The sequence below is a fragment of the Tardiphaga sp. GW821-FHT12E02 genome (genome assembly GCF_058807155.1).
This window is the reverse complement of sequence record NZ_JBXAQK010000001.1, coordinates 1,593,422-1,619,245: the sequence shown is the minus strand read 5'-3', so window position 1 is coordinate 1,619,245 and position 25,824 is coordinate 1,593,422. Positions and strand designations below refer to the sequence as shown.

At 62.8% G+C, this 25,824-nt stretch carries 19 protein-coding genes; 1 reads left to right on the top strand and 18 read right to left on the bottom strand.

The genetic code is table 11. From position 1 onward, the window contains the following. Positions 1–179 precede the first annotated feature (179 nt). From AC1RQ5_RS07615 to AC1RQ5_RS07530, 18 genes are all read right to left on the bottom strand, one after another. Complete coding sequence (locus AC1RQ5_RS07615) at positions 180–989, bottom strand: carbohydrate ABC transporter permease (protein ID WP_398475580.1); 810 nt, start codon at positions 987–989, stop codon at positions 180–182. Then, positions 986–1,885 carry a carbohydrate ABC transporter permease gene (locus AC1RQ5_RS07610; RefSeq protein WP_493198004.1) on the bottom strand — a complete coding sequence of 300 codons (900 nt, stop codon included), beginning with the start codon at positions 1,883–1,885 and terminating at the stop codon, positions 986–988. The genes AC1RQ5_RS07615 and AC1RQ5_RS07610 overlap by 4 nt, the downstream gene beginning before the upstream one ends. Further along, on the bottom strand, positions 1,885–2,970 hold the full coding sequence (locus AC1RQ5_RS07605; RefSeq protein ID WP_493198002.1) for an ABC transporter ATP-binding protein: 1,086 nt from the start codon (positions 2,968–2,970) through the stop codon (positions 1,885–1,887). The genes AC1RQ5_RS07610 and AC1RQ5_RS07605 overlap by 1 nt, the downstream gene beginning before the upstream one ends. Position 2,971: 1 nt before the next feature. After that, positions 2,972–4,060 carry an ABC transporter ATP-binding protein gene (locus tag AC1RQ5_RS07600; protein WP_493198000.1) on the bottom strand — a complete coding sequence of 363 codons (1,089 nt, stop codon included), beginning with the start codon at positions 4,058–4,060 and terminating at the stop codon, positions 2,972–2,974. Then, positions 4,057–5,595 (bottom strand): glycerol-3-phosphate dehydrogenase, encoded by a 1,539-nt coding sequence (gene glpD / locus AC1RQ5_RS07595; protein ID WP_493197998.1) that lies wholly within the window; start codon positions 5,593–5,595, stop codon positions 4,057–4,059. Before glpD ends, AC1RQ5_RS07600 begins: the two co-directional genes overlap by 4 nt. Positions 5,596–5,953: 358 nt before the next feature. Then, the gene (locus AC1RQ5_RS07590; RefSeq protein WP_493197996.1) at positions 5,954–6,745 is read right to left on the bottom strand and encodes a DeoR/GlpR family DNA-binding transcription regulator; all 792 of its coding nucleotides are present in this window, start codon (positions 6,743–6,745) and stop codon (positions 5,954–5,956) included. A 161-nt stretch (positions 6,746–6,906) separates the two neighbouring features. Continuing rightward, positions 6,907–7,104, bottom strand: a complete 198-nt coding sequence (locus AC1RQ5_RS07585; protein ID WP_398475567.1) for a hypothetical protein — start codon at positions 7,102–7,104, stop codon at positions 6,907–6,909. Positions 7,105–7,205: 101 nt separating this feature from the next. Continuing rightward, the gene (locus tag AC1RQ5_RS07580; RefSeq protein WP_398475565.1) at positions 7,206–7,637 is read right to left on the bottom strand and encodes an acyl-CoA thioesterase; all 432 of its coding nucleotides are present in this window, start codon (positions 7,635–7,637) and stop codon (positions 7,206–7,208) included. 27 nt (positions 7,638–7,664) lie between these two features. Further along, positions 7,665–9,761 (bottom strand): 3-hydroxyacyl-CoA dehydrogenase NAD-binding domain-containing protein, encoded by a 2,097-nt coding sequence (locus AC1RQ5_RS07575; RefSeq protein ID WP_493197993.1) that lies wholly within the window; start codon positions 9,759–9,761, stop codon positions 7,665–7,667. 8 nt (positions 9,762–9,769) lie between these two features. Further along, a complete protein-coding gene (locus AC1RQ5_RS07570; protein WP_493197991.1) occupies positions 9,770–11,053 on the bottom strand; it encodes an acetyl-CoA C-acetyltransferase in 1,284 nt (427 codons plus the stop codon). Next, entirely contained in the window at positions 11,053–13,329 is a 2,277-nt protein-coding gene (locus AC1RQ5_RS07565) for an acyl-CoA dehydrogenase (protein ID WP_493197989.1), read from the bottom strand. The genes AC1RQ5_RS07570 and AC1RQ5_RS07565 overlap by 1 nt, the downstream gene beginning before the upstream one ends. A 342-nt stretch (positions 13,330–13,671) precedes the next feature. After that, a complete protein-coding gene (locus AC1RQ5_RS07560) occupies positions 13,672–14,295 on the bottom strand; it encodes a flavin reductase family protein (protein ID WP_493197987.1) in 624 nt (207 codons plus the stop codon). Positions 14,296–14,328: 33 nt separating this feature from the next. After that, complete coding sequence (locus AC1RQ5_RS07555; RefSeq protein WP_398475555.1) at positions 14,329–14,931, bottom strand: TetR/AcrR family transcriptional regulator; 603 nt, start codon at positions 14,929–14,931, stop codon at positions 14,329–14,331. A gap of 18 nt (positions 14,932–14,949) precedes the next feature. Continuing rightward, the gene (locus tag AC1RQ5_RS07550; RefSeq protein ID WP_493197985.1) at positions 14,950–18,096 is read right to left on the bottom strand and encodes an efflux RND transporter permease subunit; all 3,147 of its coding nucleotides are present in this window, start codon (positions 18,094–18,096) and stop codon (positions 14,950–14,952) included. A gap of 23 nt (positions 18,097–18,119) precedes the next feature. Further along, positions 18,120–19,226 (bottom strand): efflux RND transporter periplasmic adaptor subunit, encoded by a 1,107-nt coding sequence (locus tag AC1RQ5_RS07545; protein ID WP_493197983.1) that lies wholly within the window; start codon positions 19,224–19,226, stop codon positions 18,120–18,122. A gap of 164 nt (positions 19,227–19,390) precedes the next feature. Further along, complete coding sequence (locus AC1RQ5_RS07540) at positions 19,391–20,740, bottom strand: MFS transporter (protein ID WP_493197981.1); 1,350 nt, start codon at positions 20,738–20,740, stop codon at positions 19,391–19,393. A gap of 217 nt (positions 20,741–20,957) precedes the next feature. Further along, on the bottom strand, positions 20,958–21,791 hold the full coding sequence (locus AC1RQ5_RS07535) for an outer membrane protein (RefSeq protein WP_493197979.1): 834 nt from the start codon (positions 21,789–21,791) through the stop codon (positions 20,958–20,960). Positions 21,792–21,928: 137 nt separating this feature from the next. Continuing rightward, positions 21,929–23,176, bottom strand: a complete 1,248-nt coding sequence (locus AC1RQ5_RS07530; protein ID WP_493197977.1) for an Hsp70 family protein — start codon at positions 23,174–23,176, stop codon at positions 21,929–21,931. 247 nt (positions 23,177–23,423) lie between these two features. On the opposite strand from AC1RQ5_RS07530, the gene AC1RQ5_RS07525 reads away from it, so the two are divergent. Next, entirely contained in the window at positions 23,424–25,763 is a 2,340-nt protein-coding gene (locus AC1RQ5_RS07525) for a Tex family protein (protein WP_493197975.1), read from the top strand. Positions 25,764–25,824: the final 61 nt, after the last annotated feature.

The following is a 25,824-nucleotide window of genomic DNA, read 5'->3' as shown; positions in this document are numbered from 1 at the left end:
CGCTTTAGAAACCAAGCGCGCCGCAAGGTCCCCTCCCCCCACCGGGGGGAGGGTTAGGGAGAGGGGGCGCCACACGTGAGGTCGGCGTTTGTGGCTCCCCCTCTCCCGCGCGCAAGAGCGCGCGACCTCTCCCCGGTGGGGAGAGGTGACCGAAAGTGCGGTGTGTGTGGCCTTCATCATCACACCCGTCCCAGCGCAAAACCGCGCGCGATGTAGTTGCGGACGAACCAGATGACGAGCGCGCCGGGGATGATGGTGAGCACGCCTGCTGCCGCCAGCAACCCCCAATCCATCCCCGAGGCCGACACCGTGCGCGTCATGATCGCCGAGATCGGCTTGGCATTCACCGAGGTCAGCGTGCGCGCGAGCAAAAGCTCGACCCAGGAGAACATGAAGCAGAAGAACGCGGCGACGCCGATGCCCGAAGCAATCAGCGGCATCAGGATTTTCACGAAGAATTTTGGAAACGAATAGCCATCGAGGAAGGCTGTCTCGTCGATCTCCCGCGGCACGCCCGAGACAAAGCCTTCGAGAATCCACACCGCCAGCGGCACATTGAACAGGCAATGCGCCAGCGCCACCGCCCATGGCGTATCGAACAGGCCGACCGCCGAATAGAGATTGAAGAAAGGCAATGCAAACACGGCCGGCGGGGCCATGCGGTTCGACAGCAGCCAGAAGAACAGGTGCTTGTCGCCGAGGAAGCGATAGCGCGAGAAGGCATAGGCCGCCGGCAACGCAAAACTGATCGACAACACGGTGTTGATGACGACGTATTTCAGCGAATTGATATAGCCGGAATACCAGCTCTCATCGGTAAAAATGCGGATGTAGTTGTCGAGCGTCGGCCGGTGCGGCCACAGGGTCATGGTCGAGACGATCTCGCCATTCTCCTTGAAGCTCATATTGACCAGCCAATAGATCGGCAGCAGCAGGAAGATCAAAAACAGCGTCAGGATGATGCGACGGCCGGGGATGGAATTGTTCATGCCGTGCCCTCCGCCTTGCGATCGGTGCCGGCATTGGTCATCACGGTGTAGAACACCCAGCAGACGATCAGCACGATGATGTTGTAGACCAGCGACAGAGCCGCGGCCTTGCCGAGATCGAACTGGCCGAGCGCGATCTTGACGAGCTCGATGGAGACGAAGGTCGTGGAATTGCCGGGTCCACCGCCGGTGACGACGAAGGGCTCGGTATAGATCATGAAACTGTCCATGAAGCGCAGCAGCACGCCGATCAGCAGCACGCGGTTCAGCTTCGGCAGCTGGATGGCGCGGAACACCGCCCAGCGCGAGGCACCATCGATCTGCGCCGCCTGGTAGTAGGCGTCGGGAATCGACTTCAGGCCGGCATAGCACAGCAGCGCGACAAGGCTGGTCCAGTGCCAGACATCCATCACGATGACGGTCGCCCAGGCATCGAACTCGTTCGACACGTAATTGTAGTCGAAGCCCATGTGATTAAGGGTGTAACCAAGCAGGCCGATATCGGGGCGACCAAAGATCTGCCAGATGGTGCCGACCACATTCCATGGAATCAGCAGCGGCAGCGCGAGGATGACGAGACAGGCAGCCACCCGCCAGCCATCGCGCGGCATCGACAAGGCGACGATAATGCCGAGCGGCACTTCGATGGCGAGAATGATGGCGGAGAACAGGAGGTTGCGGCCGAGCGAGGCGAGGAAGCGTCCACCGAGATCGCTGGACGGATCGAGCAATTCCTTGAACCAGCCGACGCCATTCCAGAAGAACTGGTTGTTGCCGAAGGTGTCCTGCACCGAATAGTTCACCACCGTCATCAGCGGCAGGATTGCCGAGAAGGCAACGATGAGGAACACCGGCAGGACGAGAAACCAGGCCTTGTTGTTGACGGTCTTGTCCATCACTGGGCCCCTTCGATGAGGCGGCTGTCGGCATAAACGTGCACCCGTGCGGGATCGAACACCAGCCCGACATCATCACCATCCGGCGAGAATCCATCGGGCACGCGGGCCGCGAATTTGACGCCGCCGATGCGGACACGTGCGAAGCGGATGCGGCCGAGATCGTCGATACGCTCGATCTGTGCGGTGAGCAGTTCCGGCGCCGGTGTCACTACATGGACGAATTCGGGACGGATGCCGATTTCGATCTTCTGGTTCGGCGGCAGCTCGTCATAGCTGCGGTTCAGCCCGATGACATGGCCCCCGATGCGCGCCTGCCGGCCGCTAACTTCCGCCGGCACGATGTTCATGCCGGGCGAGCCGATGAAATAGCCGACAAAGGTATGCGCGGGCTTGTCGAACAATTCCTGCGGCGTGCCGGATTGCACGACGCGGCCGTCATGCATGACGACCACCGTATCGGCAAAGGTCAGCGCCTCGGTCTGGTCATGGGTCACATAGATCATGGTGAGATCGAGCGCGCGGTGCAGCGCCTTCAGCTTCGAGCGCAGCTCCCATTTCAGTGCGGGATCGATCACCGTCAGCGGCTCGTCGAACAGAACGGCGGCGACGTCGTTGCGAACGAGCCCGCGGCCGAGCGAGATCTTCTGCTTGGCATCCGGCGTCAGCCGCGTCGCCTTGCGGTTGAGCCAGGGCGTGAGATCGAGCAGCTCGCCGATCTCGGCGACGCGGGCATCGATCTGCGGCTTCGGCATGCCGCGGTTTTTGAGCGGGAAAGCGAGATTCTCGCCCACCGTCATGGTGTCGTAGATCACCGGAAACTGGAACACCTGCGCGATGTTGCGCTTCTGGGTTGGCAGCGGGGTGATGTCCACGCCGTCGAACAGGATCTGGCCGCGGGTCGGCGTGACGATGCCGGAGATCATGTTGAGCAGCGTGGTCTTGCCGCAGCCCGATGGCCCGAGCAGCGCATAGGCGCCACCCTGCCGCCAGGTCATGGAGATCGGCTTCAGCGCAAACGATTCCGGATCGGCATCGTTGCCGCTATAGGATTGCGCGAGATCGACGAGATCGATGCGGGCCATGTTACGCTCCCTTCGCCATGCCGGGAGCGGCGACCAAACGGTCGCTGCCGTCGAAGACAAACAGATTGGCGGGATCGAGCACGGCGTCGAGCATGTGGCCGGGCTGGAATTCATGCACGCCCTGCAGCACGGCCACCCAGTTCGACGCATCGCGCTTCAGATGCACAAAGCTCTCCGAGCCGGTGATTTCGGTGACCGTGACTTCGGCCGGAAAGGCGTGACGGCCGGCAATGCCATTGGCGACTTCGAGCTGATGCGCGCGAAACCCGACGCGATAGGCGCCGTCAGCGAGCGACGCATAAAGGCCGGCGGCCGGCGCATTGGCGCCGCCGGCGTAATGCACCTGTCCGTCCTTCTTCTCGATCGCGACCAGATTGAGCGGCGGATCGGAAAACACCTCGGCGACCTTCAGCGTTTCCGGATGACGATAGACCTTTGAGGTCACGCCATGCTGCAACACCTTGCCTTCCCACAGGCACAGTGTGCTGCCGCCAAGCAGCAGCGCTTCGGACGGTTCCGTGGTCGCATAGACGAAGATCGCGCCGGAGGCCTCGAAGATCTTTGGCAGTTCAGTGCGCAGCTCTTCGCGGAGCTTGTAATCGAGATTGGCGAGCGGCTCGTCGAGCAGAACGAGATCGGCGCCCTTCACCAGCGCACGCGCAATCGCGGTGCGCTGCTGCTGGCCACCGGAGAGCTGCAGCGGCGTGCGCTTCAGATACGGCTCGAGCTTGAGCAGCGCCGCGGCCTCACGTACGCGCGGCTCGATCTCGGCTTTCGGTTTGCCCTGCACGCGCAGCGGCGAGGCGATGTTCTCATAGACGGTGAGCGAGGGGTAGTTGATGAACTGCTGATAGACCATCGCCACCGAACGCTTGCGGATGTCGATGCCGGTGACGTCCTTGCCGTCCACCAGCACGCGGCCCTGGGCGGGCTTGTCGAGGCCGGCGAGCAGACGCATGATCGAGGTCTTGCCGGCCAGTGTCGGCCCGAGCAGCACGCTGAGGCTGCCGCGCTCCAAAGTGAGCGAGACATCGCGGATGGTCGTGATGCCATCCACCATCTGCGAGACGTGATCGAGCGTTACACTCATGGACGCGCCTCCGCCTGTGCGGCGACGCTGTCATCTCGGTTCGCAGAGAGCCATGCGTCGAGCGCCACGATCTCCTCCCCTGACAATCGCAGGCCGAGCTTGGAGCGCCGCCAGACAATGTCCTCGGCGCTCACGGCCCATTCATGGGCCATCAGATAGCGCACCTCGCGCTCGGTCAATGTGGCGCCGAAGTCGCGGCCGAGATCGGCGGCAGACTTCGCATGCGCGAGAAGCTTTGCAGCACGGGTGCCGTAAGCATGGACGAGACGGTTCGCATGCGCAGCACTCAGAAATGGATAATCGCGGCGAATTTCGGCCGTCAGCGCTTCCACCGACGAGACATCAAAATCGCCGCCGGGCAGCGCCGCATGCGCCGTCCAGCCTTCTTTGGCCTTCGTGCCCTTGAGGTAAGGCGCGAGCTTTTCCAGCGCTTCCTCGGCGAGACGGCGATAGGTGGTGATCTTGCCGCCATAGATCGAGAGCAGCGGCGTGCCGCCGGGCAGATCGAGTTCGAGCACGTAATCGCGCGTCGCGGCCTTGGCATCGCTGGCGCCGTCGTCATAGAGCGGGCGCACGCCGGCATAGGTCCAGACCACATCATCGGCGAGCACGGGCCTGGCGAAATATTCGCTGACCGAGCTGCAGAGATAGGCGATCTCGTCCGGCGTGATTTTCACGTCGGCGGGATCGCCGTGGTAGTCAACATCGGTGGTGCCGATCAGCGTAAAGTCGTTCTGATACGGGATCGCGAAGACGATGCGGCCATCGGCATTCTGGAAGATGTAGGCGCGATCATGCGCATAAAGCTTCGGCACGATGATGTGCGAGCCCTGCACAAGCCGCACCTTCGCTTTTGCGTTCACCCCGGCGCCTGTTGCCAGCACATTCTCCACCCACGGCCCGCCGGCATTGACCAGCGTGCGCGCGCTGATGGTCTCGCGCTCATGGGTGAGCACGTTCTCGACGGTGACCTGCCAGATGCCATCGGCCTGACGGATCTCCACAGCGCGGCAGCGGGTACGGATATCGGCGCCGCGATCGGCGGCATCGCGGGCGGTGAGGACGACCAGGCGGGCGTCGTCGACGAAGCAATCGGAATATTCAAAGCCGCGATGGAAGCGGCCGGGGGTCAGCGGCTTTCCGGTCTCGTCCTTGTCGAGATCGAGCGTGCGCGTGGCCGGCAGCAATTTGCGGCCGCCGATATGGTCGTAGAGGAACAGGCCCAGGCGCAGCAGCCAGGCCGGCCGCAGACCTGCGTGATGCGGCAGCACGAAGCGCAGCGGGCGGATGATATGCGGCGCAATCGCCCACAACACCTCGCGCTCCAGCAGCGCGTGGCGGACCAGCTTGAAATCGTAATATTCGAGATAGCGCAGGCCGCCATGGATCAGCTTGGTGGACCAGCTCGAGGTGCCCGAGGCCAGATCCTTCATCTCGCAGAGAAACACGGAATTGCCGCGGCCGACCGCATCGCGGGCGATCCCGCAACCGTTCACACCGCCACCAATGATTGCGAGGTCGTAGATCTGACCCACCCGGCTTCCCCTCTGCGCCAACAGTCTGGCGCCTCACATGGACGCGCCACCTTCGCTTTCAGCGATTTGGCTTTCGTTTCGGATTAAATCACAAGTTAAAACGAAAGCAATGGGGATTGGAGGTTGTAGACAAGTCTCCGCACGTCGCCACGGCGCGCGTAACCTCTCCCCGCTCTGCGCGGGGAGAGGTCGAGCGGCGGAGCGCAGCGGAGCCGATCGGGTGAGGGGCCAGGCACGGCCTTTCCACATCTTGGGCAATAACTCTGGGCGAGACCGGCATGTCTGGGCAGGCCGTGTGCCCCGCCCCTCACCCGCCGCGAAGACGCGGCGACCTCTCCCCGCGCAGAGCGGGGAGAGGTTAAGCCTCCTCATCCTCGGCGCCCGGCAGCGCCTCAATCACCTTCACCCCCCGGCTCCTGCAGATCTCCTGCAACGCCGGCGGCAGAGCCGTATCGGTCACGAACGTGTGGATCTGGCTGACATGCGCGATGCGCACCGCGGCGCTGCGGCGCAGCTTTGTGCTGTCGCAGACCAGCATGACGCTGCGGGCATTTGCGATGATCGCCTGCGCCGCCTGCACCTCGCGATAGTCGAAATCGAGCAGCGCACCCTCCTCGTCGATCGCCGAGGCGCCGATGATGGCGTAATCGACCTTGAACTGGCCGATCAGCTTGATGGCTGTCGAGCCGATCACCGCGCCATCTGCGCGGCGCACCGTGCCGCCGGCGACGATCACCTCGATATGCGGATGGCGGTACAGCATCATCGCCACATTGAGATTGTTGGTGATGACCAGCAGGTTCTCGTGATCGGTCAGGGCCGCCGCGACTTCCTCGGTGGTGGTGCCGATATTGATAAAGAGCGACGAGCCGTTGGGAATCTCGGCCGCAGCGGCAGCACCGATCGCCTTCTTTTCATCGGCAGCGACGAAGCGGCGGGCTTCATAAGCAAGATTTTCCGTGCCCGAGGCGACGATGGCGCCGCCATGGATACGCGTCAGCAGCCGCTGGTCGCAGAGATCGTTGAGGTCCTTGCGGATGGTCTGAGCCGAGACTTCGAAACGGCGGACCAGGTCATCAACCATCACGCGGCCAAAGGCGCGGGCGTGATTGAGAATTTCGGATTGGCGATGGGGAAGCCCGGCAGTCACATCAGCACCTCATGGAATGATTCCATGGTGGTGATGTTGGCGATGCGGGTCAACTTGGCTCGTCATACCCGGGCACGCACGTCTTGGCGGCAGTCGCAGGAAGGCGTGGATGGCCGGGACAGGCCCGGCCATGACGGAGTTATAACAACTCTGTTCAGTGCTTACGCAGCTGTCGCCGCGACCGGCGTGCCCTGAGCGAACTGGAATGCAGCCCGCTCGGCCTCACGCGCATTGCGGAAAATCTGGCCATCCATCCCGTTGAACTTGTGAGACGCGGCAAAAAAGCGAAAACCGCCGGGATCGCGAACCACGATGCCGGCTGCCTGCGACGAGACTTCGATAATATAGGTGTCTGACATGGCGGCCCCTTTCGCGATACGCCGTTTCGCGAATACGCTTTGCATATTCCGGGCCACTAACCGGGACGGTGGTAAATCGTTCCCGGCGCTCTTTAGAATTCCTATGCCGTAATCGTCGCATCCGGCTTCTGGATCACCTGCGGACGGCCGTTTTCGTCGATGGACACGAAGGTGAAATTGCCGTCGGTGACCAGGATCGGGGCGCTTTCGTTGCGGCGAAGCACCCAGGCCTCGATATGCAGCGTCAATGATGTGCGGCCCATGCGCACGAGATTGGCATGCACGGAGACGACATCGCCCACATGCACGGCCTTGCGGAAGGTCATCGCCTCGATCGCGACCGTAACGGTGCGGGTCTTGGCGACCTTGGCTGCTGCCATGCCGCCGCCAAGGTCCATCTGGCTGAGCAGCCAGCCGCCGAAAATATCGCCATTGGCATTGGTGTCCGCCGGCATCGCGACGGTGCGGATGGTCAGGTCGCCGGTGGGTTCGGTGCCGAGACCGGTGGCGGGCTGATTCGTTGATTCAGTCATGAGCAGTGAGTGCCTGAAGTTGAGTCATTAGGAGAAGGTGTCCCAGCCCTCGTCCGGCGCGAAACGGTCGCCGTATTTCGCGGCCAGCGTGCGCAGCGTGGCGGCGACATTATCGGGGCCACGCGAGCGGGCATAGTTTAGAGGGCCGCCGCGGAACGGGGCGTAGCCGGTGCCGAAGATCATGGCGCCATCGACCACATCGGGATCGTCCACGATGCCTTCCCGCAGGCAGGCGACGCAGACATTGGAGATCGGCAGCACCAGACGGTCGATCATCTCCTGCGACGGCCGTGCGGTAGCGGCAGCGGCCGAGCTCTTCTCGGCCTTGCCGTCGCGCCACGTATAGAAGCCCTTGCCGGTCTTCTTGCCGAGTTCGCCGCGATTGACCTTCTCGCGCAACCAGGCGGGAGTCGGCGGCAGCAGGTCGCCGAATTTCGAGCGCAGCATGTCGCCGACGGCCATGCAGATATCGAGGCCGACCTGATCGGCCAGTTCGATCGGGCCCATGGGCATGCCGAATTGTTCGGCGGCGGCGTCGATGGTTTCCTTCTCGACCTTCTCGTCGAGCAGCATCATCGCTTCCAGCATGTAGGGCGTGAGTGCACGATTGACCAGGAAGCCCGGCGACGACTTCACCGGCAGCGGCAGGCGATCGATGGCGCCGACAAAAGCCGTGGCGCGCTTCAGCACGTCCTGATCAACGCCGTCATGGCTGACGACCTCGACCAGTTGCAGCCGCGACACCGGATTGAAGAAATGCAGGCCGAGGAAGCGGCCGGGATGGGCCAGCGACGATCGCAGGTCCTGCAGCGGAATGCTCGACGTATTGGTGGCGAGAATCGCATCCGGTTTCATGCGCGGCTCGAGCGCGGCATAGACCTTCTGCTTGAGCTCGAGCTTCTCGGACACCGCCTCGATGATGAGATCGGCGCCACGCACGCCCTCGCCGTCGAGATCCGGGATCAGGCGATCCAGTGTATCGCGCTGATCGGTGCGCTTGCGGATGATCTTCGCATAGAGATCGGCAGCGCGCTTGATGGCGCTGGCGAGCGGCTCCGCCTTCATGTCGGCAAGTGTGACGCGCAGGCCCTGATGCGCGCACCAGGCCGCGATATCGCCACCCATGGCGCCGGCGCCGATGACATGGACATGGTTGATGCCACCATCGCCCTCACCGGCGAGCTTCTTCATCGTCTCGCGCAGGAAGAACACGCGGATCAGATTCTGCGCGGTGGTCGTCACCATCAGCCGGGCGAAAGAGCCCTGCTCGGCCTTGAGCATCGCGGCACGGTCGCCGCCATGTTTTTCCCACAGATCGATCAGCGCGTAAGGCGCGGGATAATGTTCTCGCGGCGCCTGCTTGGCAGCCTCCGCCACCATGCGCGAGGCGAGAATGCCGCGCACCGGAGAGAAGTTCAGCAGCGGGATCAGCGGCGACGGCTTTGCCCGCTTGAGGCGGCCGAACACGGCTTCCTTCACCGCATTGCGGACATGGCGTTCTTCGGTGACGGCATCGACGAGGCCGATGGCTTTCGCCTTGCGGGCATCGATGGTCTTGCCGGTGAGCATCATCGGCATCGCCTGCAGCGGCGAGACCAGATGCGTGAAGCGTGCGGTGCCGCCAAGGCCGGGATGCAAACCGAGCATTACTTCGGGGAAGCCGAAGCGCGCGCCATCGATGGCGATGCGCATCTGGCATGCCAGTGCGATTTCGAGACCGCCGCCGAGACAGAAGCCGTGGATGACGGCGACCGTCGGGATCTTCAACGCCTCGAGGCGATCGACCACGGCATGCGCACGCGCGATCTGGGCCTCGATGGCGCCGGCATCGCTGCCGCGGAATTCATTGATGTCGGCGCCGGCGATGAAGCCCGACATCTTTGCCGAGCGGATGACGATGCCGGTGGGACGCTGGGTTTCCAGCGCCGTCAGCACCATGTCGAATTCCAGCAGTACTTCTTCTGATAGCGTATTCGCGCTGGACTCTGCTCGGTCAAACAGAAGCCACGCCACGCCATCGGCATCGCGGGTCAGCTTGAAATTGCGATAGGTGTCGCTCGTGTCAGGAGTAGGCCCGAGTTCGAGCGCACGGTCCTTGAGGGCGTCCAAAATTCTGCTGTCCATGACGCGCCTCACACCGTCTCGATCAACATCGCACCACCGAGCCCGCCACCGATACATTCGGTGGCGATGCCGCGCCGGGTGCCGAGCCGCTTCATGGCATTGACGAGATGCAGCACGATGCGGTTGCCGGACGTGCCGACGGGATGGCCAAGGCTGATAGCACCGCCATCGACATTCAGCTTGGCACGGTCGATTTCGCCGGCCGCGCCATCGAGACCGAGCACCTCGCGGCAGAACTGCTCGTCCTTCCACGCGGCCAGGCAGCCAAGCACCTGGGTGGCGAAGGCTTCGTTCAATTCCCAGGTCTCGATGTCGTGAATGGTCATGTTGTTGCGCTTGAGCAGGTCATGCGACGACAGCACGGGGCCGAGACCCATGATCGAGGGATCGAGCGCCGACCACTGGCTATCGAGGATGACAGCCTTGGGCGTGAGCTTGTGTTTCACCACGGCTTCTTCGGAGGCGAGGATCACCCAGGACGCGCCATCGGTGATCTGGCTGGAATTGCCGGCGGTGACCTGGCCCCATGGCCGCTCGAAGACCGGCTTCAGCATCGCGAGCTTGTCGGCCGAGGAATCCGGCCGCACGCCATCGTCGTGATCGTAGAACTTGCCCTTGCGATCGAAGGCAGTCTCGACCTCGCCTTTCAGCCAGCCATTCTCCTGCGCACGCGCAAGACGCTTGTGGCTCTCGGAGGCATAGGCATCGGCCTGCAAACGCGTGATGCCGAACAGATGCCCGACCTTCTCGGCGGTCTGGCCCATATTGAGATCGGTGATGGGATCGGTGAGGCCGCGCTCGAGGCCGATCACCGGCTTGAAATAAGCGGGCCGCGCCTTGGCAAAGGCAGCGAGCTTGGCAAGCGGTCCCTTGGCCATTGCGAGGCCGGCAAACCAGCGCACGCCATTCTGCGGCCAGACCAATGGCGCGTGGCTGAGCGCTTCGGCGCCACCGGCAAGAATGAGATCGGCGTTGCCCTCGCGGATATAGCGATAGCCGGTGTCGATCGACTGCATGCCGGAGCCGCAATTGATCTGCACGGTGAAGGCCACCATGCGCTCGCCCATGCCGAGCCGGAGCGCAGCAACACGGGCAGGGTTCATCTCGTCCGCAATGACATTAACACAGCCGAGGATGACCTGATCGAAAGCGTTCGCCGCAAAAGGCTGCCGTGCCAATAGCGGGCGACCACATTGCACAGCAAGATCAACCGGCGTGAACGGGCCGGGCCCGCTGCGCGCCTTCAGGAACGGCGTCCGGCTGCCATCGACGATATAGACTGGTCTTGCCATCAGGATGCTGCTCGCTGGTCACCAAGTTCCTGGAAGAACTGATGCACGTTGTCCGACTTCTTGGCCAGTGGCGACAGATCTTCCGGCGCGAAATCGTCCACCTCGATCACCAGTCTGGCGGCCTCGCGCGCAGCTTCCAGCCGCTCGCCTTCCGCTTGGGTAATCACACCCTGCGCCACGGCCTGCTTCCAGTCCTTCAGTTTCGCGGTTCGGATGCGTTTGGCAATATCGTCAGTGGATGTCACCAGTTTGAAGGCCTTTTCCAGCCGTGCCAGGCCGCGATCGTCATCCACATGCGCAAGGTCCGGCGTCAGCCGGTCGCGTGTGGCCGAGGGCTCCAGAATCATCTGGGCGCAGCGATGCACAACGCGGTCCGACGGGCCGAGCACCGACGCACCGAACGGCTGCACCACGAATTTCAGGATCGCGGCAACGAAGCGGTTCGGCAGATTGGCGAGGATTTCAGCAAAGCGGTTCTCGATGGTCTTGAAGCCCGTCGCCATGCACCATTCGAGCGCCGGCAGATCATCCTGCTGGCGGCCTTCATCCTCCCAGCGTTTCAGCGCGGCCGAGAGCAGATAGAGCTCGGAGAGAATATCGCCGAAGCGCGCCGACAACATCTCCTTGCGCTTCAGCGCGCCGCCCAGCGTCAGCAGCGCCATGTCGGCGCAGAGCGCGAAGGCCGACGAATAGCGCGACAGCTGGCGATAAAACTGGGTGGCGGCACCCGCATCCGGCGCGGGCGCAAAAGCGCCGCCGGTCCAGCTGCGGCCCCAGGCGCGGAACAGCGTGGTGACGCTATGGCCCACATGTTTCCAGAATGCGGTGTCGAAGGCGTCGAGCCCCTTCTTCTTGTCGGGATCGCTGAGGGCATTCATCTCCTGTAGCAGATAGGGATGCGCGCGGATGGCGCCCTGCCCGAACACGATCAGATTACGCGTCAGGATATTGGCGCCCTCCACCGTGATGCCCACCGGCACCGCGCGATAGAGATTGCCCATGTAATTCTGCGGGCCATCGATGACGGCCTTGCCCGCGTGGATGTCCATGGCGTCGTCGATAACAGTGCGCATGCGCTCGGTGGCATGCAGCTTCATGATGCCAGAGATGACTGCGGGGTGATGGCCCTGATTGAGCGCCGCCGATGTCAGGCGTCGCGCGGCGTCGAGCAGATAGGCGGTGCCGGCGATGCGGGCGAGCGGCTCCTCGATGCCTTCGAATTTCGAGATCGAGATGTTGAATTGCTCGCGGATGCGGGCATAGGCGCCGGTGGTGCGCGCGGCATAAGCGGCGCCGGCCGCGGAGAGCGACGGCAGCGAGATGCCGCGGCCAGCGGCGAGCGCCGACATCAGCATCTTCCAGCCCTGCCCGAGCCGCTCCTGCCCGCCGATAATGTAATCGAGCGGGATGAAGACATCGCGGCCCCAGTTCGGGCCGTTCTGGAACACCTGCATCGACGGCAAATGGCGCTTGCCGATCTCGACGCCGGGAAGATCGTGCGGGATCAGCGCGACCGTGATGCCGAGCTCGTCCTGATCGCCGACGAGATGATCGGGGTCATAGGCCTTGAAAGCGAGACCGATCAGCGTCGCGACGGGGCCGAGGGTGATGTAGCGCTTGTGCCAATTGAGGCGCAGGCCGAGCACGTCCTGGCCGTCAAAGGTGCCCTTGCAGATGATGCCGCTGTCGATCATCGACGCGGCATCGGAGCCGGCTTCCGGACTGGTGAGACCGAAGCAGGGAATGTCGCGGCCGTCGGCGAGACGCGGCAGCCAGCGCTGGCGCTGTTCGTCGGTGCCGAATTTCATCAGCAGTTCGCCGGGGCCCAATGAATTAGGCACCATTACGGTGACGGCAGCGACCACCGAGCGCGACGAAATCTTGCGCACCACTTCCGAATGGGCATAGGGCGAGAAGCCGAGACCGCCAAATTCCTTTGGGATGATCATGCCGAAGAATTTTTCGCGCTTGATGAAATCCCAGACCTCCGGTGGCAGGTCGCGCAACTCCCAATTGATCTTCCAGTCATCGATCATCTCGCAGAGACGATCGACAGGCCCGGTCATGAAGGCCTGCTCTTCCGCCGTCAGCGTGGCAGGCGCCACCGTGAGCAGCTTGTCCCAATCGGGATTGCCGGTGAACAGATCCGCATCCCACCAGACGTCGCCGGCCTCCAGCGCCTCGCGCTCGGTGTCCGACATCGTCGGCAGCACGCCCTTGGCCCAGCCGAAGATCGGCCTGGTGAGGTAGTCCTTGCGCAGGCTTGGGGAGCTCATGGGAAGTCCTCTTCATCGGCGCGGCCGGGCTTCCGGGCGGAAGACGGGCCACTCAAGGGCATTCGCTCTAGCGGGACGGCGTTGGATTCAGCTTAGCTTTCGCATTGAAATTTAAGCGAAATTGGCCAGCATTGAGCCATCGATAACGGTGAGGATACCGCATCGGTTCCATCATGGCGAATGGAGGCTGCGTGGCAGGAGGTCGCGCGACCGGTCGTCCCCGCGAAGGCGGGGACCCATAGACACCGTCGGCACAGTTATCGGTTCAGGTGGCGACGACAGCGTTTCGATCAGATCTTCGGAGGGTATGGGTCCCCGCTTTCGCGGGGACGACACCGAGTGTCAATCCGGCCGGATCATCTCAAACAGGTCCTTGTCCTGGACCGTGAAATAATCGCCCTGGCGGCCGGCGCGGACGATCGGGCTGGCCAGGGCCGTGCGGTACACGCCATCCACGATCAGGGTCTTGTCGATATGGACCGCCACCACTTCGCCCATGGTGAGGAAGGCATTGGCGGACTGGCCATCGGCACGCTTCAGCTCGATGATCTCGGTGACCTTGCATTCGAAGGAGACACGCGCCTCGCCGACGCGCGGAACGCTCACCAGCGTACTGGGCACCGGGGTGAGGCCGGCCACCTCGAATTCGTTCACATCCGCATCGACATGGGCGGCCGTGGCGTTCATCTGCTGAGCCAGATCAATGGTTGCCAGATTCCAGACGAATTCGCCGGTTTCCTGCGCGTTGCGGGTGGAGTGCTTGATGCCCATGCTGGAGAAGCCGATCAGCGGCGGCTTGTAGTTGAAGCCGTTGAAAAAGCTGTAGGGCGCGAGATTGACGCGGCCATCGGCGCCCTTGGTCGAGACCCAGCCGATCGGACGCGGCGCGATGATGGCGTTGAAGGGATCGTGCTTCAGACCATGTCCGTTGCGGGGCTCGTAGCTGTGAAGTTCGAAAGCGCTCACGGGATATCCCTTTATTGACCGACGCTTCGAGGTCTAGCCCCGCGGTGCCAGCCCGGCAAGGACGAAGTCGACCATCTGGTCGATGGAGGGACCAGGCTTGTCGGCAGCCTCGACGATCATCTGGGGATGGAAATAGCGGATCATCGCCGCACAGACGCACATGGCGGCCAGAGGTACATCCGGTGCGTGAAATTCGCCGGATGCGGCGCCATCGGCGATCACCTGGCCGATGGCCCCGGTCACGCATTCGATATGGGCGAGGCAGACGTCCCAGCTCTCTTCCATGGCGATCGACACCATTTCATGCAGCTTCGCATCGCCGACATAGCGCTCGGTGTTCATCTGGTGGATCGTGACCAGTAACTCGCGCATCCGTTGTGATGCCGGCTGCGGCTTGGCCACGATGGCCGTTGCTGCAACCTCGACTTCCCCCATCAGCCGCCTGGCTACGGCCGAAATGATCGACTTCTTGGAGTCGAAGAAGCGATAGACATTGGCCGGCGACATCCGCAGCAGTTTCGCGATATCAGCGACAGTGGTCTTCTGATAGCCCAGTTCGCGGAACAGCTTTTCAGCCGTCACCTCGATCCGGGTGCGCATATCGTCGGTTTCGGTATGGTCGGAAACAAGCGTCATCTTGAGCAAGCTATCTTCTTATTCGGCAGCAGCGGCAAGCGGAAAGGCGAGCTGTTTGTCGTGATGCTGCGGCGCATGATGCTCGGTATCTTCACCGGGACCGCGCTCATCGAGGCTCTTCCTGAACCACAGCGCATAGAGGCCGGGCAGATAGAGCAGCGTGAGGAAGGTCGCGACGAACAGACCGCCCATGATGGTGACCGCCATCGGGCCCCAGAAGGCCGAGCGTGACAGCGGAATCATCGCCAGGATCGCCGCCAGCGCAGTGAGCACCACCGGACGCGCACGGCGCACCGTCGCCTCGACGATCGCCTCGGCGCGGGTCAGACCATGCGCCACGTCGGTCTCGATCTGATCGACGAGAATGACCGCGTTGCGCATGATCATGCCGGCCAGCGCGATCAGGCCCAGCAGCGCGACGAAGCCGAACGGCTTGCCGGCGACATTGAGCGCCAATGACGCGCCGATGATGCCGAGCGGCGCCGTCAGGAACACCAGGATGAGCCGCGAGAAGCTTTGCAGCTGGATCATCAGCAGCGTCAGCATCACGATCATCATCAGCGGGAAGAGCAGCGCGATTGAGGCATTGCCCTTGTTGCTCTCCTCCACCGCGCCGCCGATCTCGATGCGATAGGCCGGTTCGAGATTGTCGCGGATCTGCTGCAGCTGCGGCCAGATCTGGTTGGTGACATCCGGCGGCTGCACGCCATCGGCGACGTCGCTGCGCACGGTGATCGCCATGTCGCGGTTACGCCGCCACAGGATCGGCTCCTCATGCGAATATTCGATATTCGCCACCTGGGTCAGCGGCACCGCAACGCCATTGCGTGCGATGATGGTGAGATCGCCGACCTTGCCGAGATCGAGACGCTCCGACGGCACGGCACGGGCGACGACGGCGACCTTTTCGATACCGTCACGGATGGTGGTGACCGTCGTGCCGGAGATCAGCAGCGCCAGCGACTGCGAGACATCCTGCGGCGTGAGACCGAGCGCGCGGGCGCGGTCCTGATCGACGACGAGCTTGAGGTAAGGCGACTGCTCGTTCCAATCGAGCTGCGCCTCCATGATGTTCGGATTGGCGCGCATGACGTCGCGCACCTTGTAGGCGATATCGCGCACCTTCGCGGTGTCCGGGCCGATCACGCGGAACTGGACGGGGAAGCCGACCGGCGGGCCGAAATTGAAGCGATCGACGCGCACGCGGGCCTCGCTGAGCTGGCCGTCCGCCACCGCCTTCTCGATCTTGGTCTTGATGCGCTCGCGCGCCTCGACATTCTTCGAGACGATCACGATCTCGGCGAAGGCCTCATTGGGCAATTGCGGATTGAGGCCGAGCCAGAAGCGCGGCGAGCCGCGGCCGACATAGGACGTATAGGTGGCGATGTCCTTGTCGTCCTTGAGCAGCGTCTCCGCCTTCTGCACCGACTTCTTGGTGACGTCGAAGGCGGTGCCTTCCGGCAGACGCAGCTGGAAGAACAGTTCGGGCCGTTCGGACAGCGGGAAGAACTGCTGCTGGACATGACCGAAGCCGACCACCGAGGCAAAGAAAATGCCGACAGTCGCGACGACAACCTTGATGCGATGGTTCACGCACCACTGCACCACGCTTCGCAGAATGCGATACATGCGCGTTTCGTAGATCGCATGCGGATCGTGATGCGCGGCACCATGGGCCGCCATGTTCGGCAACAGCTTGACGCCGATATAGGGCGTGAAGATCACGGCCACGAACCACGACGCCACCAGCGAAATGGCAACGACCCAGAAGATGCTGCCGGCATATTCACCGACCGCTGAATTGGCGAACCCGATGGGCAGGAAGCCAGCGGCCGTCACCAGCGTGCCGGTGAGCATCGGGAAGGCGGTGGATTCCCAGGCGAAGGACGCCGCGCGCACGCGGTCCCAGCCCTGCTCCATCTTCACCACCATCATTTCGACTGCAATGATGGCGTCATCGACGAGCAGGCCGAGCGAGATGATCAGCGCACCGAGCGAGATGCGGTGCAGATCGAGCGAGATCGCATTCATCACCATGAAGACGATGCCGAGCACCAGTGGCACCGACAGCGCCACGACGATACCGGTGCGCCAGCCGAGCGCGAGGAAGCTCACGAACAGCACGATGGCCAGCGCCTCGACGAAAGAGCGCGTGAATTCGCCGACCGCTTCCTCAACAACATGTGGCTGATCGGCGATCTGCTCGATCTCGATGCCCTGCGGCACGGCGGCCATAAAGCTGTCGGCGGCCTTCTTCACATTCTCGCCGAGCTGGAGAATGTTGGCGCCCTTGGCGGTGACAACGCCGATGCCGAGCGCCGGCTTGCCCTTTTGCTGGATCTGGAAATCCGGCGGATCGACGAAGCCATGGGTCACATTGGCGATGTCGCCCAGACGGAAGGTGCGGCCATTGCTCTCCACCGGAGTCGAGGCGACAGCCTTGACGCCATCTAGCGCGCCGGTGACGCGCAACGGCACCCGCTGCGACGAGGTCTCGACGGTGCCGGCGGGCGTGATGGAATTCTGCTTGGCAAGGGAGTCGAACAGCGCCTGCGTGGTGATGCCGAGCGTCGCCAGTTTGGCGTGCGAGAACTCGACGAAGATGCGCTCGTCCTGGGTGCCATAGAGATTGACCTTGGTGACGCCATCGACCTTGAGCAGGCGCTGGCGCAGGCCTTCCGCGACTTTCTTCATCTGCGCGAAGTCGGCGCCGTCGCCGGTCATCATGTAGAGGATGGAATCGACGTCGCTGAATTCGTCATTGACGGTGGGACCGATCAGGCCCGTCGGCAGGCTGCCCTGCACGTCCGCAAGCTTCTTGCGCAGCAGATAGAAGAGATACGGCACATCCTTCGGCGGCGCGTTGTCCTTGAACGACACCTGCAGTGCGGTAAAGGACGGCTTCGAATAGGTCTGGACCTTGTCGAAGTAAGGCAGCTCCTGCATCTTCTTTTCGATGGGATCTGCGACCTGCTCCTGCATCTCCTTGGCGGTCGCGCCCGGCCAGATCGCAGTGACGTTCACCACCTTGACGGTGAAGAACGGATCTTCGGCGCGGCCGAGCTTTTCGTAGGAGAAGAAGCCGGCAAAGCCCAGCGCAATGATCATGAACAGGATCAAAGTGGGATGCGCAACGGCCCAGGCCGAGAGGTTGAAGCGATGCATCGGCTTCGTCCTTTTATGTTTGCTTAGAACGACAGGGCCGAGACCACGCGCACCTTTTGCGCGGGATCGAGTTTCTGCACGCCGAGCGTGACGACCTTGGCGCCGTCATCGACACCGCCGGTGATGATCGCGTCGGCGCTTTCATAGGTCTTCACCTTGACCGGACGCAGCGTGATGTCGCCGCTGTCATTCACGGTGTAGAGCGAGGACTGGTTGCCCTGGCTGAAAAGGGCAGACAACGGGACGCGCGCGATGCGCTCGGTCTTCGGATCCGCGAGCGTCAGCGTCGCGGTCATGCCAAGCGCGACCTTGTCGTCGGCTTCGGGCAGCGAGAATTTGGCCAGATAAGTCCGCGTGGCCATATCGGCATTCGGGGCGATCTCGCGCAGCTTGGCCTGATAGGTCTTGCCGGGCTCCGACCACAGATTGACGGTGGCATTGCCATCCTTGGCGCGGCCGACCAGCGTTTCCGGAATGGCGATCACGGCTTCCTTCTCGGCAAAGCGCGCGACACGGATCGCGGCCTGGCCGGCAGAGATGACCTGGCCGGGGTCGATCAGGGTGGCGGTGACCACACCGGCGGTGTCGGCGACAAGCGTCGCGTAGGAGAGGCTGTTCTTGGTGAGCTCGACCTGGCGTTCGGCGCGGTTGAGGCGGGCGCGGGCCTCGTCACCGGAAGCCTTGGCCTGATCGAGTTGCGCCTGGGTGGCCCAGCCCTTGATCTTCAACTCATTGGCCCGCCCCTCGGCGGCGCTGGCCTGGGCCAGCACACCGGTCGCGGCGCTGAGTTCGGCGGCGGCCTGCTCGGCCTGCAGCTTCAGATCGACTTCATCCAGGGTGCCGAGCGGCTGGCCGATCTGGACGGTCTGTCCGACCTCGACGAGGCGCTTGGCGACCTTACCGGTGACGCGGAAGCCGATATCGGTCTCGATGCGGGGCCGGATGGTGCCGACGAAACTGCGTGACGGCGATTCCGGCTGGTACTGCACGGTGGTGACCAGAACCGGCCGCGTCGGCTTCGCTTCGGCCTCGGTCTTCTTGCCGCAACCGGCCAGACCGAGCGCTGGGACCAGCAGCAAGGCTGCGACGGCCGGTTTACGGATGACGCCGGACAGAGAAGCGCGGAACATGGGAGTTTCCTTTGAATGACGTAAGTCAAACTAAGGATGATCACTGACGATTGTCAATATTCGTCATTGATCACAAACTCGCCATCATCTCTGTACGATCGCGCAATGAAAAACGCCGGAGCAGAGCGCCCCGGCGTTTCGAACAGACTGAAAGCACAGGCGAATTACTTGCCCGGCTGGGGTGCCTTGCCGGCAGCAGCGAATTCCGTCGCCGTGCCGTGATTGCCGGCCAGCACAAGGATGCCCGCGATCAGCGGCATCGCCGCCAGCACGAGAAGCCCTGTCGAGGTGCTGCCGGTGGCTTCCTTCACGAAACCGATCAGATACGGCCCGCCAAAGCCTGCAAGATTGCCGATGGAATTGATCATGGCGATGGCACCGGCCGCAGCGGTGCCGCTGAGCCATGCCGTCGGCAGCGTCCAGAACAGTGCGAAGGTGCAGAACACGCCGATGGCGGCGACCGTCAGCATGACCATGGTCACCGTAGGATTGGTGACGACACCCGACGCGGCGAGCGCCACGGCGATCAGCAGCAACGGCAGGCCTACGTGCCAGACGCGTTCGTGCGTCCGATCCGAATGGCGCGCCCACAGGATCATCGCGACGGAGCCGAAGGCATAGGGGATCGCCGTGACGAAGCCGGTCTGCACATTGGTGAAGCCGAAGGCTTTGACGATCTGCGGCAGCCAGAACTGCATACCATAGAGTGCTGCGACAAAGCCGAAATAGATCACGCTGAGCATCAGCACTTTTGGCGAGGTCAGCGCCTGGCCGAGCGACATGCCATGCGCGCTTTCCTTGACGGTGCGCTCGCTCTCCAGCTTGTCCGCCAGCCACATCTTCTGGTCCGGCGTCAGCCAGTCCGCCTTGGCCGGTTTATCGGTGAGATAGAACCAGGTGACGATGCCAAGCAGCACCGAAGGAATGCCCTCGATGATGAACAGCCACTGCCAGCCCTTCAGGCCCATCATGCCATCGAGCCCGAGCAGCATGCCGGAGATCGGCGCGCCGATCACGGTGGAGACCGGCACGGCAATGGCGAAGGCCGCGAGGAAGCGGGCGCGATACTCGGCCGGATACCAGTAGGTCAGATACAGAATGATGCCGGGGAAGAAGCCGGCTTCGGCGACGCCGAGCAGGAAGCGCAGCACATAGAAGCTGGTGGAGCCGCTGACGATCGCCATCAGCGCCGAGATGATGCCCCAGCTCACCATGATGCGCGCGATCCAGCGGCTGGCGCCGAATTTTTCCAGCGCGATATTGCTGGGCACCTCAAAGATGAAATAGCCGATGAAGAAGATACCGGCGCCCCAGGCGAACACCGTGGGCGAGAAGTTCAGATCGGCGTTCATGGTCAGCGCGGCGAAGCCGAGATTGACGCGGTCGAGATAGGCGAGGAAGTAAGCCAGGATCAGAAACGGGATCAACCGCCATGAGATGGCACGGATGGTCGATGTTTCGAGATCGGTCTTCGCGCTCTGCTCTGCACGCGTGCCGATGGTGGTCTGGCTCATTGTTCGCTCCCAGTAGCCTAATGTTCGCAGCGACCTTTGGCCGCACATTTTTGAATGTGAGCCGTTTAGCCGCCAACACCCCGGCTGGCAACGGGTCTTGCTATCGGGACGAGGTTCGGTGCAGCGCCAGAAAGGACGGTCCACAAGCAAACAGGGCCGGCATCGCTGCCAGCCCCAAGGGAATTTCAGAACCGCGCGACTGGCTTTCTAGGACCGCCTAGCCGCCAAACTTGTAATTGATGCCGACGCGCACCGTGTCCTGCTGGTGCCGGAATCCATAGGTCTGGAAAGTGGTCGGATCGAAGCGATCGACCAGAGTGAGGCTGGTGCTGCCGAGATCGACATGCAGGTACTCCGCTTTCACCGACCAGTTGGCGGCAAACATCCATTCCGCGCCGGCGCCTGCGGCCCAGCCGACACTGGTGCCGCTCACCGATCCCGCATTGGCGTAAGCCGGTCGCCCGGTCACGATGGGGAACACGTTCGGCAAGGCAGGGAACGTATTGGTGACACTGCTCTCGGTTTCGCCATAGGCCAGACCACCGGTGACATAGAGCAGCAAAGTGGAGACCGGCGTGAAGCCGGCGCGGGCACGCACCGTGCCGAACCACTTCACACGATCGGATGCTGACTGCGTGTGATCAGCAAGAAATGAGTTACCGAGAAATGGCGTCGGTCGCGACAGGAACGTATTGCTGCGCTGATCGGCCCACTGAATATCGGTTTCCAAACCGAACACATATTGGCTCACTTGATAATTGTAGCCGATCTGGCCACCGCCGAACACACCGTCATGTTTGTTGCCGAAAGCGTCGGTGTAGAATTCCAGCGGGCCCACGGAGCCATTGAGATTAGCGCTATTGCCCGTGACATTGCCGCTGCGGCCGCCCCAGCCGTAGCCGACATTCGCGCCCGCATAAAAGCCGGTCCAGTTATAGATAGGCGCGACATAGGCCGGCGCCTTCGTATAGGGCCGTGGTGCCAGATCGGCGGCCTGAGCGGACGCAGCGATGGAGGCCACCAGACAAGCGGCGACCAGAAACTGTTTCATGTCGAATTCCCCAAAGCACAGCCCAAAACGGCTTTGGCGGAATCATTGCGAGATTTGCGGCGAGTTCGATAACCGGCATATGCCGGTGGCAGCAAGCTTTCGACAGGCCCTGTGCCCCATGAGCCACAGGCGGCGAATTAGCCGTAACGCCTGTTGGCCTCGATGGTCAGCCCCTTGCCGACGGCGCCAAAGGTATCGCCATCGATGGCGCGCGCGGCCGGAAGCGCGCCGAGGATCGCCTTGCGGACATGCGCAAGCTGCACCGAGCCACCGGTCAGGAATACCGCGTCGATATTCTCCGGCTTCAGTTTCGCCTGCGCGAGACAGATGCCGATCCGCGCATGGATGCGATCGGCCAACGTCTGAGTATGGCTGACGAGTTCCTTGCGTGCCATGCCGGCCTTGAGGCCTGGCTCCAGCCAGCTCAGCGGAATGCTCGATTTCGGACTGTCGGACAGACCGATCTTGGCCCCCTCCACCTCCATCGCCAGGGTGTGACCGCGCTGCTCCTCCAGCACGCGCACAAGACGGTCCAGCAATTCCGGCTGCTGAGCCTCGAAGCGCACCTGCCGGATCTCGTTCATCACCTTGGAATCATACATCCGGTTGATGCTCGACCAGGTGGCAAGGTCGTGGAAATAGCCCGACGGCACGTCGAGGCCCGCACGCTTCATTGCCGAGCGATAGCCGAGCAGCGGCATCACGACGCCGAGGCTCAGATGCCGATCGAAATCGGTGCCGCCGATGCGCACGCCGTCATTGGCAAGAATGTCGTCCTTGCGATCGGCATGGCGGTGCCGCTCCGGAGACAGGCGCACGATGGAGAAATCCGACGTACCGCCGCCGATATCGGCGATCAGCGCAATCTCTTCCGACTTGATCTGGCGTTCGTAATCCAGCGCCGCCGCGATCGGCTCGAACTGGAACGAGACGTCGGTAAAGCCGATGTCCTTGGCGATGCCGAGCAGCACATCCTCGGCCTTGCGGTCGCCGGCCGGATTGTCGTCGACGAAGAACACGGGGCGGCCGTGCACAACCTTGTGCAATTCAACGCCGGATGCTGCTTCCGCACGGCGCTTCACGGCGCCGATGTAATTGCCGATGACGCTGCGAAATCCGATGCGCTCGCGCCCGACCCGCGTGGTCTCGTCGATCAGCGAGGTGCCGAGCACCGATTTCAGGCTGCGCATCAGGCGGCCGGAGACGCCCTCCACATAGGCTTCCATCGCCTTGCGCCCGATAAAGGCGCCGCTATCGGCCTTGTAGAAAATGGCGCTCGGAATCGTGACATGCGCATCCTCCAGCGCAGCCAGAACCGGGACGTCATTGTTGATGGTGCCGAGCGTCGTGTTCGACGTTCCAAAATCCAGACCGCAAATCGACATGACCGCTCCAAAAGGAGCGTCCGTCTACACAGTTCGCGGCAGACGATCCAGCACTATATTTTTGCACAGCCGCATAGCTGCAAGGCACGCAATCATCCGGAAATCCGGAAGCATTTTCAAAGCGGAACAGGCGATCCACAGAACATTCTGCCGCCGCGATCGGGGTTGATGAATCGCCGAATGCCGGTCAATAACGCGGTTACGACGGCGGGATGACCGCCACAGACTTTCGAAGGAATGGCTACGCGTGGCAAACATCAATCTAAAGATCGCAGACGAACTTGGCGTGCGCGAACAGCAGGTCGCGGCGACGGTGGAACTGCTGGACGGAGGTGCAACCGTGCCGTTCGTCGCGCGCTACCGCAAGGAAATCACCGGCGGTCTCGACGACGCGCAGCTGCGCACGCTGGAAGAACGCCTGACCTATCTGCGCGAGCTGGAAGACCGCCGCAAGGTGATCCTGGAATCGGTGCGCGAACAGGGCAAGCTCGATGCCACCGTCGAGACCGCCATCATGACTGCCGACACCAAGGGCCGCCTCGAAGACATCTATCTGCCGTTCAAGCCGAAGCGCCGCACCAAGGCGGAGATCGCCAAGGAAGCCGGCCTGATGCCGCTGGCCGATGTGCTGCTCGCCGAGCCGCAGAACGATCCGAAGGTGATGGCCGAAGCCTATGTCGATGCCGACAAGCAGGTCGCCGACGTCACCGCCGCACTCGATGGCGCGCGCGCGATCCTTGTCGAGCGCTTTGCCGAAGACGCCGATCTCATCGGCGCGCTGCGCGAGCAGATGTGGTCGAATGGCGTGATGGCCTCGAAGGTGCGCGACGGCAAGAAGGCCGAGGGCGAGAAGTTCAAGGACTATTTCGATTTCTCCGAGCCGCTGCACAAGCTGCCGTCGCATCGCGTGCTGGCACTGTTCCGCGGCGAGAAGGAAGAAGTGCTGGATCTCGCGATGCAGCCCGAGCCGGTGCCAGCCGTGCCGGTGCCATCAACCACGCCAAGCTCGTATGAAATGAAGATCATGCAGCGCGTCGGCGTGTCGGACAAAGGCCGCCCCGGCGACAAGTGGCTGACCGACACCGTGCGCTGGGCCTGGCGCACAAAGATCCAGGTGCATCTAAATATCGATCTGCGCATGCGGCTGTGGACCTCGGCGGAAGAGGAAGGCGTGCGCGTGTTCGCCTCCAACCTGCGCGATCTCCTGCTCGCAGCCCCCGCCGGTGCGCGCGTTACCATGGGGCTCGATCCCGGTTTCCGCTCGGGCGTGAAGACCGCGATCATCGATGCCACCGGCAAGGTCGTCGCGACGACGGCGATCTTCCCGCATGAGCCGCAACGGCAGTGGGATGCGGCCCTGGCGACGCTCGGCAAGCTGGCCGTGCAGCACAAGGTCGAACTGATCGCCATCGGCAACGGCACCGCCTCGCGCGAGACCGACAAGCTGGCGAGTGATCTGCTCAAGCTGCTGCCGGATCTGAAGATGACAAAGATCGTGGTGTCGGAAGCCGGCGCGTCGGTCTATTCGGCCTCGGCCTTCGCATCGGAAGAACTGCCCGAGCTCGACGTGACGCTGCGCGGCGCCGTCTCCATTGCGCGCCGCCTGCAGGACCCGCTGGCGGAGCTGGTGAAGATCGATCCGAAGGCGATCGGCGTCGGCCAATACCAGCACGATCTCGGCGAGAGCAAGCTCGCCCGCTCGCTCGATGCGGTCGTTGAAGACTGCGTGAATGGCGTCGGCGTTGATCTCAACACCGCATCTGCCCCTCTGCTGGCGCGCGTGTCGGGCATCGGCTCCGGCCTCGCCCAGAGCATCGTGCAGCACCGCGATGCCAACGGCCCGTTCAAGTCGCGCAAGGGACTGAAGGATGTGCCCCGTCTCGGCCCAAAGGCCTTCGAACAATGCGCCGGCTTCCTGCGCATCAATGACAGTGAAGATCCGCTCGATAAATCCGGCGTGCATCCGGAAGCCTATCCGCTGGTGCGCAAGATTCTCGAAGCCACCAAGAGCGATATCCACGCGCTGATCGGCAATGCCGAGGTGTTGCGAAAAGTGCAACCGAAGAGCTTTGTCGATGATACGTTTGGTCTGCCGACGGTCACCGACATCCTGAAAGAACTCGAAAAGCCCGGCCGCGATCCCCGCCCCGCCTTCAAGGCTGCGGTGTTCATGGAAGGTGTCGAGAAGGTGTCGGACCTCAAGCCCGGCATGATCCTCGAAGGCACAGTCACCAACGTGGCCGCCTTCGGCGCCTTCGTCGATGTCGGCGTGCATCAGGATGGCCTGATCCACATCTCGGCGATGTCCAGGACCTTCATCAAGGATCCGCGCGAGGTGGTGAAGCCTGGCGATATCGTCAAGGTGAAGGTGCTGGAGGTCGAGGTCGATCGCAAACGCATCGCGCTGTCGCTCCGCATGGACGATCCGATCGGCGCCAAGGAAGATCGCCCGAAGGCTGATCGCGGACCGCGTTTCAGCGAACGCAACATGACGTCGCGCGCGCCCGGCAAGCCGGAAGCGGGCGGCGGTGCATTTGCGGAAGCGATGCGCAGGGCGGCGGAAAAGGGAAATGGCAAGGGGCGGTAATGCCCCTGTCGTCCCCGCCTAGCACGCGAAGGCGTGCGCGGAGCGGGGACCCATGACCTCC

What these genes read in the sequence shown, in the direction of transcription:
- AC1RQ5_RS07580 (WP_398475565.1), bottom strand. Translation starts at nt 7,637, where the DNA reads ATGACTGAATCAACGAATCAGCCCGCCACCGGTCTCGGCACCGAACCC.
- AC1RQ5_RS07615 (WP_398475580.1), bottom strand. Translation starts at nt 989, where the DNA reads ATGAACAATTCCATCCCCGGCCGTCGCATCATCCTGACGCTGTTTTTG.
- AC1RQ5_RS07585 (WP_398475567.1), bottom strand. Translation starts at nt 7,104, where the DNA reads ATGTCAGACACCTATATTATCGAAGTCTCGTCGCAGGCAGCCGGCATC.
- AC1RQ5_RS07555 (WP_398475555.1), bottom strand. Translation starts at nt 14,931, where the DNA reads ATGACGCTTGTTTCCGACCATACCGAAACCGACGATATGCGCACCCGG.
- AC1RQ5_RS07600 (WP_493198000.1), bottom strand. Translation starts at nt 4,060, where the DNA reads ATGAGTGTAACGCTCGATCACGTCTCGCAGATGGTGGATGGCATCACG.
- AC1RQ5_RS07610 (WP_493198004.1), bottom strand. Translation starts at nt 1,885, where the DNA reads ATGGACAAGACCGTCAACAACAAGGCCTGGTTTCTCGTCCTGCCGGTG.
- AC1RQ5_RS07575 (WP_493197993.1), bottom strand. Translation starts at nt 9,761, where the DNA reads ATGGACAGCAGAATTTTGGACGCCCTCAAGGACCGTGCGCTCGAACTC.
- AC1RQ5_RS07530 (WP_493197977.1), bottom strand. Translation starts at nt 23,176, where the DNA reads ATGTCGATTTGCGGTCTGGATTTTGGAACGTCGAACACGACGCTCGGC.
- AC1RQ5_RS07540 (WP_493197981.1), bottom strand. Translation starts at nt 20,740, where the DNA reads ATGAGCCAGACCACCATCGGCACGCGTGCAGAGCAGAGCGCGAAGACC.
- AC1RQ5_RS07550 (WP_493197985.1), bottom strand. Translation starts at nt 18,096, where the DNA reads ATGCATCGCTTCAACCTCTCGGCCTGGGCCGTTGCGCATCCCACTTTG.
- AC1RQ5_RS07565 (WP_493197989.1), bottom strand. Translation starts at nt 13,329, where the DNA reads ATGAGCTCCCCAAGCCTGCGCAAGGACTACCTCACCAGGCCGATCTTC.
- AC1RQ5_RS07545 (WP_493197983.1), bottom strand. Translation starts at nt 19,226, where the DNA reads ATGTTCCGCGCTTCTCTGTCCGGCGTCATCCGTAAACCGGCCGTCGCA.
- AC1RQ5_RS07605 (WP_493198002.1), bottom strand. Translation starts at nt 2,970, where the DNA reads ATGGCCCGCATCGATCTCGTCGATCTCGCGCAATCCTATAGCGGCAAC.
- AC1RQ5_RS07570 (WP_493197991.1), bottom strand. Translation starts at nt 11,053, where the DNA reads ATGGCAAGACCAGTCTATATCGTCGATGGCAGCCGGACGCCGTTCCTG.
- AC1RQ5_RS07535 (WP_493197979.1), bottom strand. Translation starts at nt 21,791, where the DNA reads ATGAAACAGTTTCTGGTCGCCGCTTGTCTGGTGGCCTCCATCGCTGCG.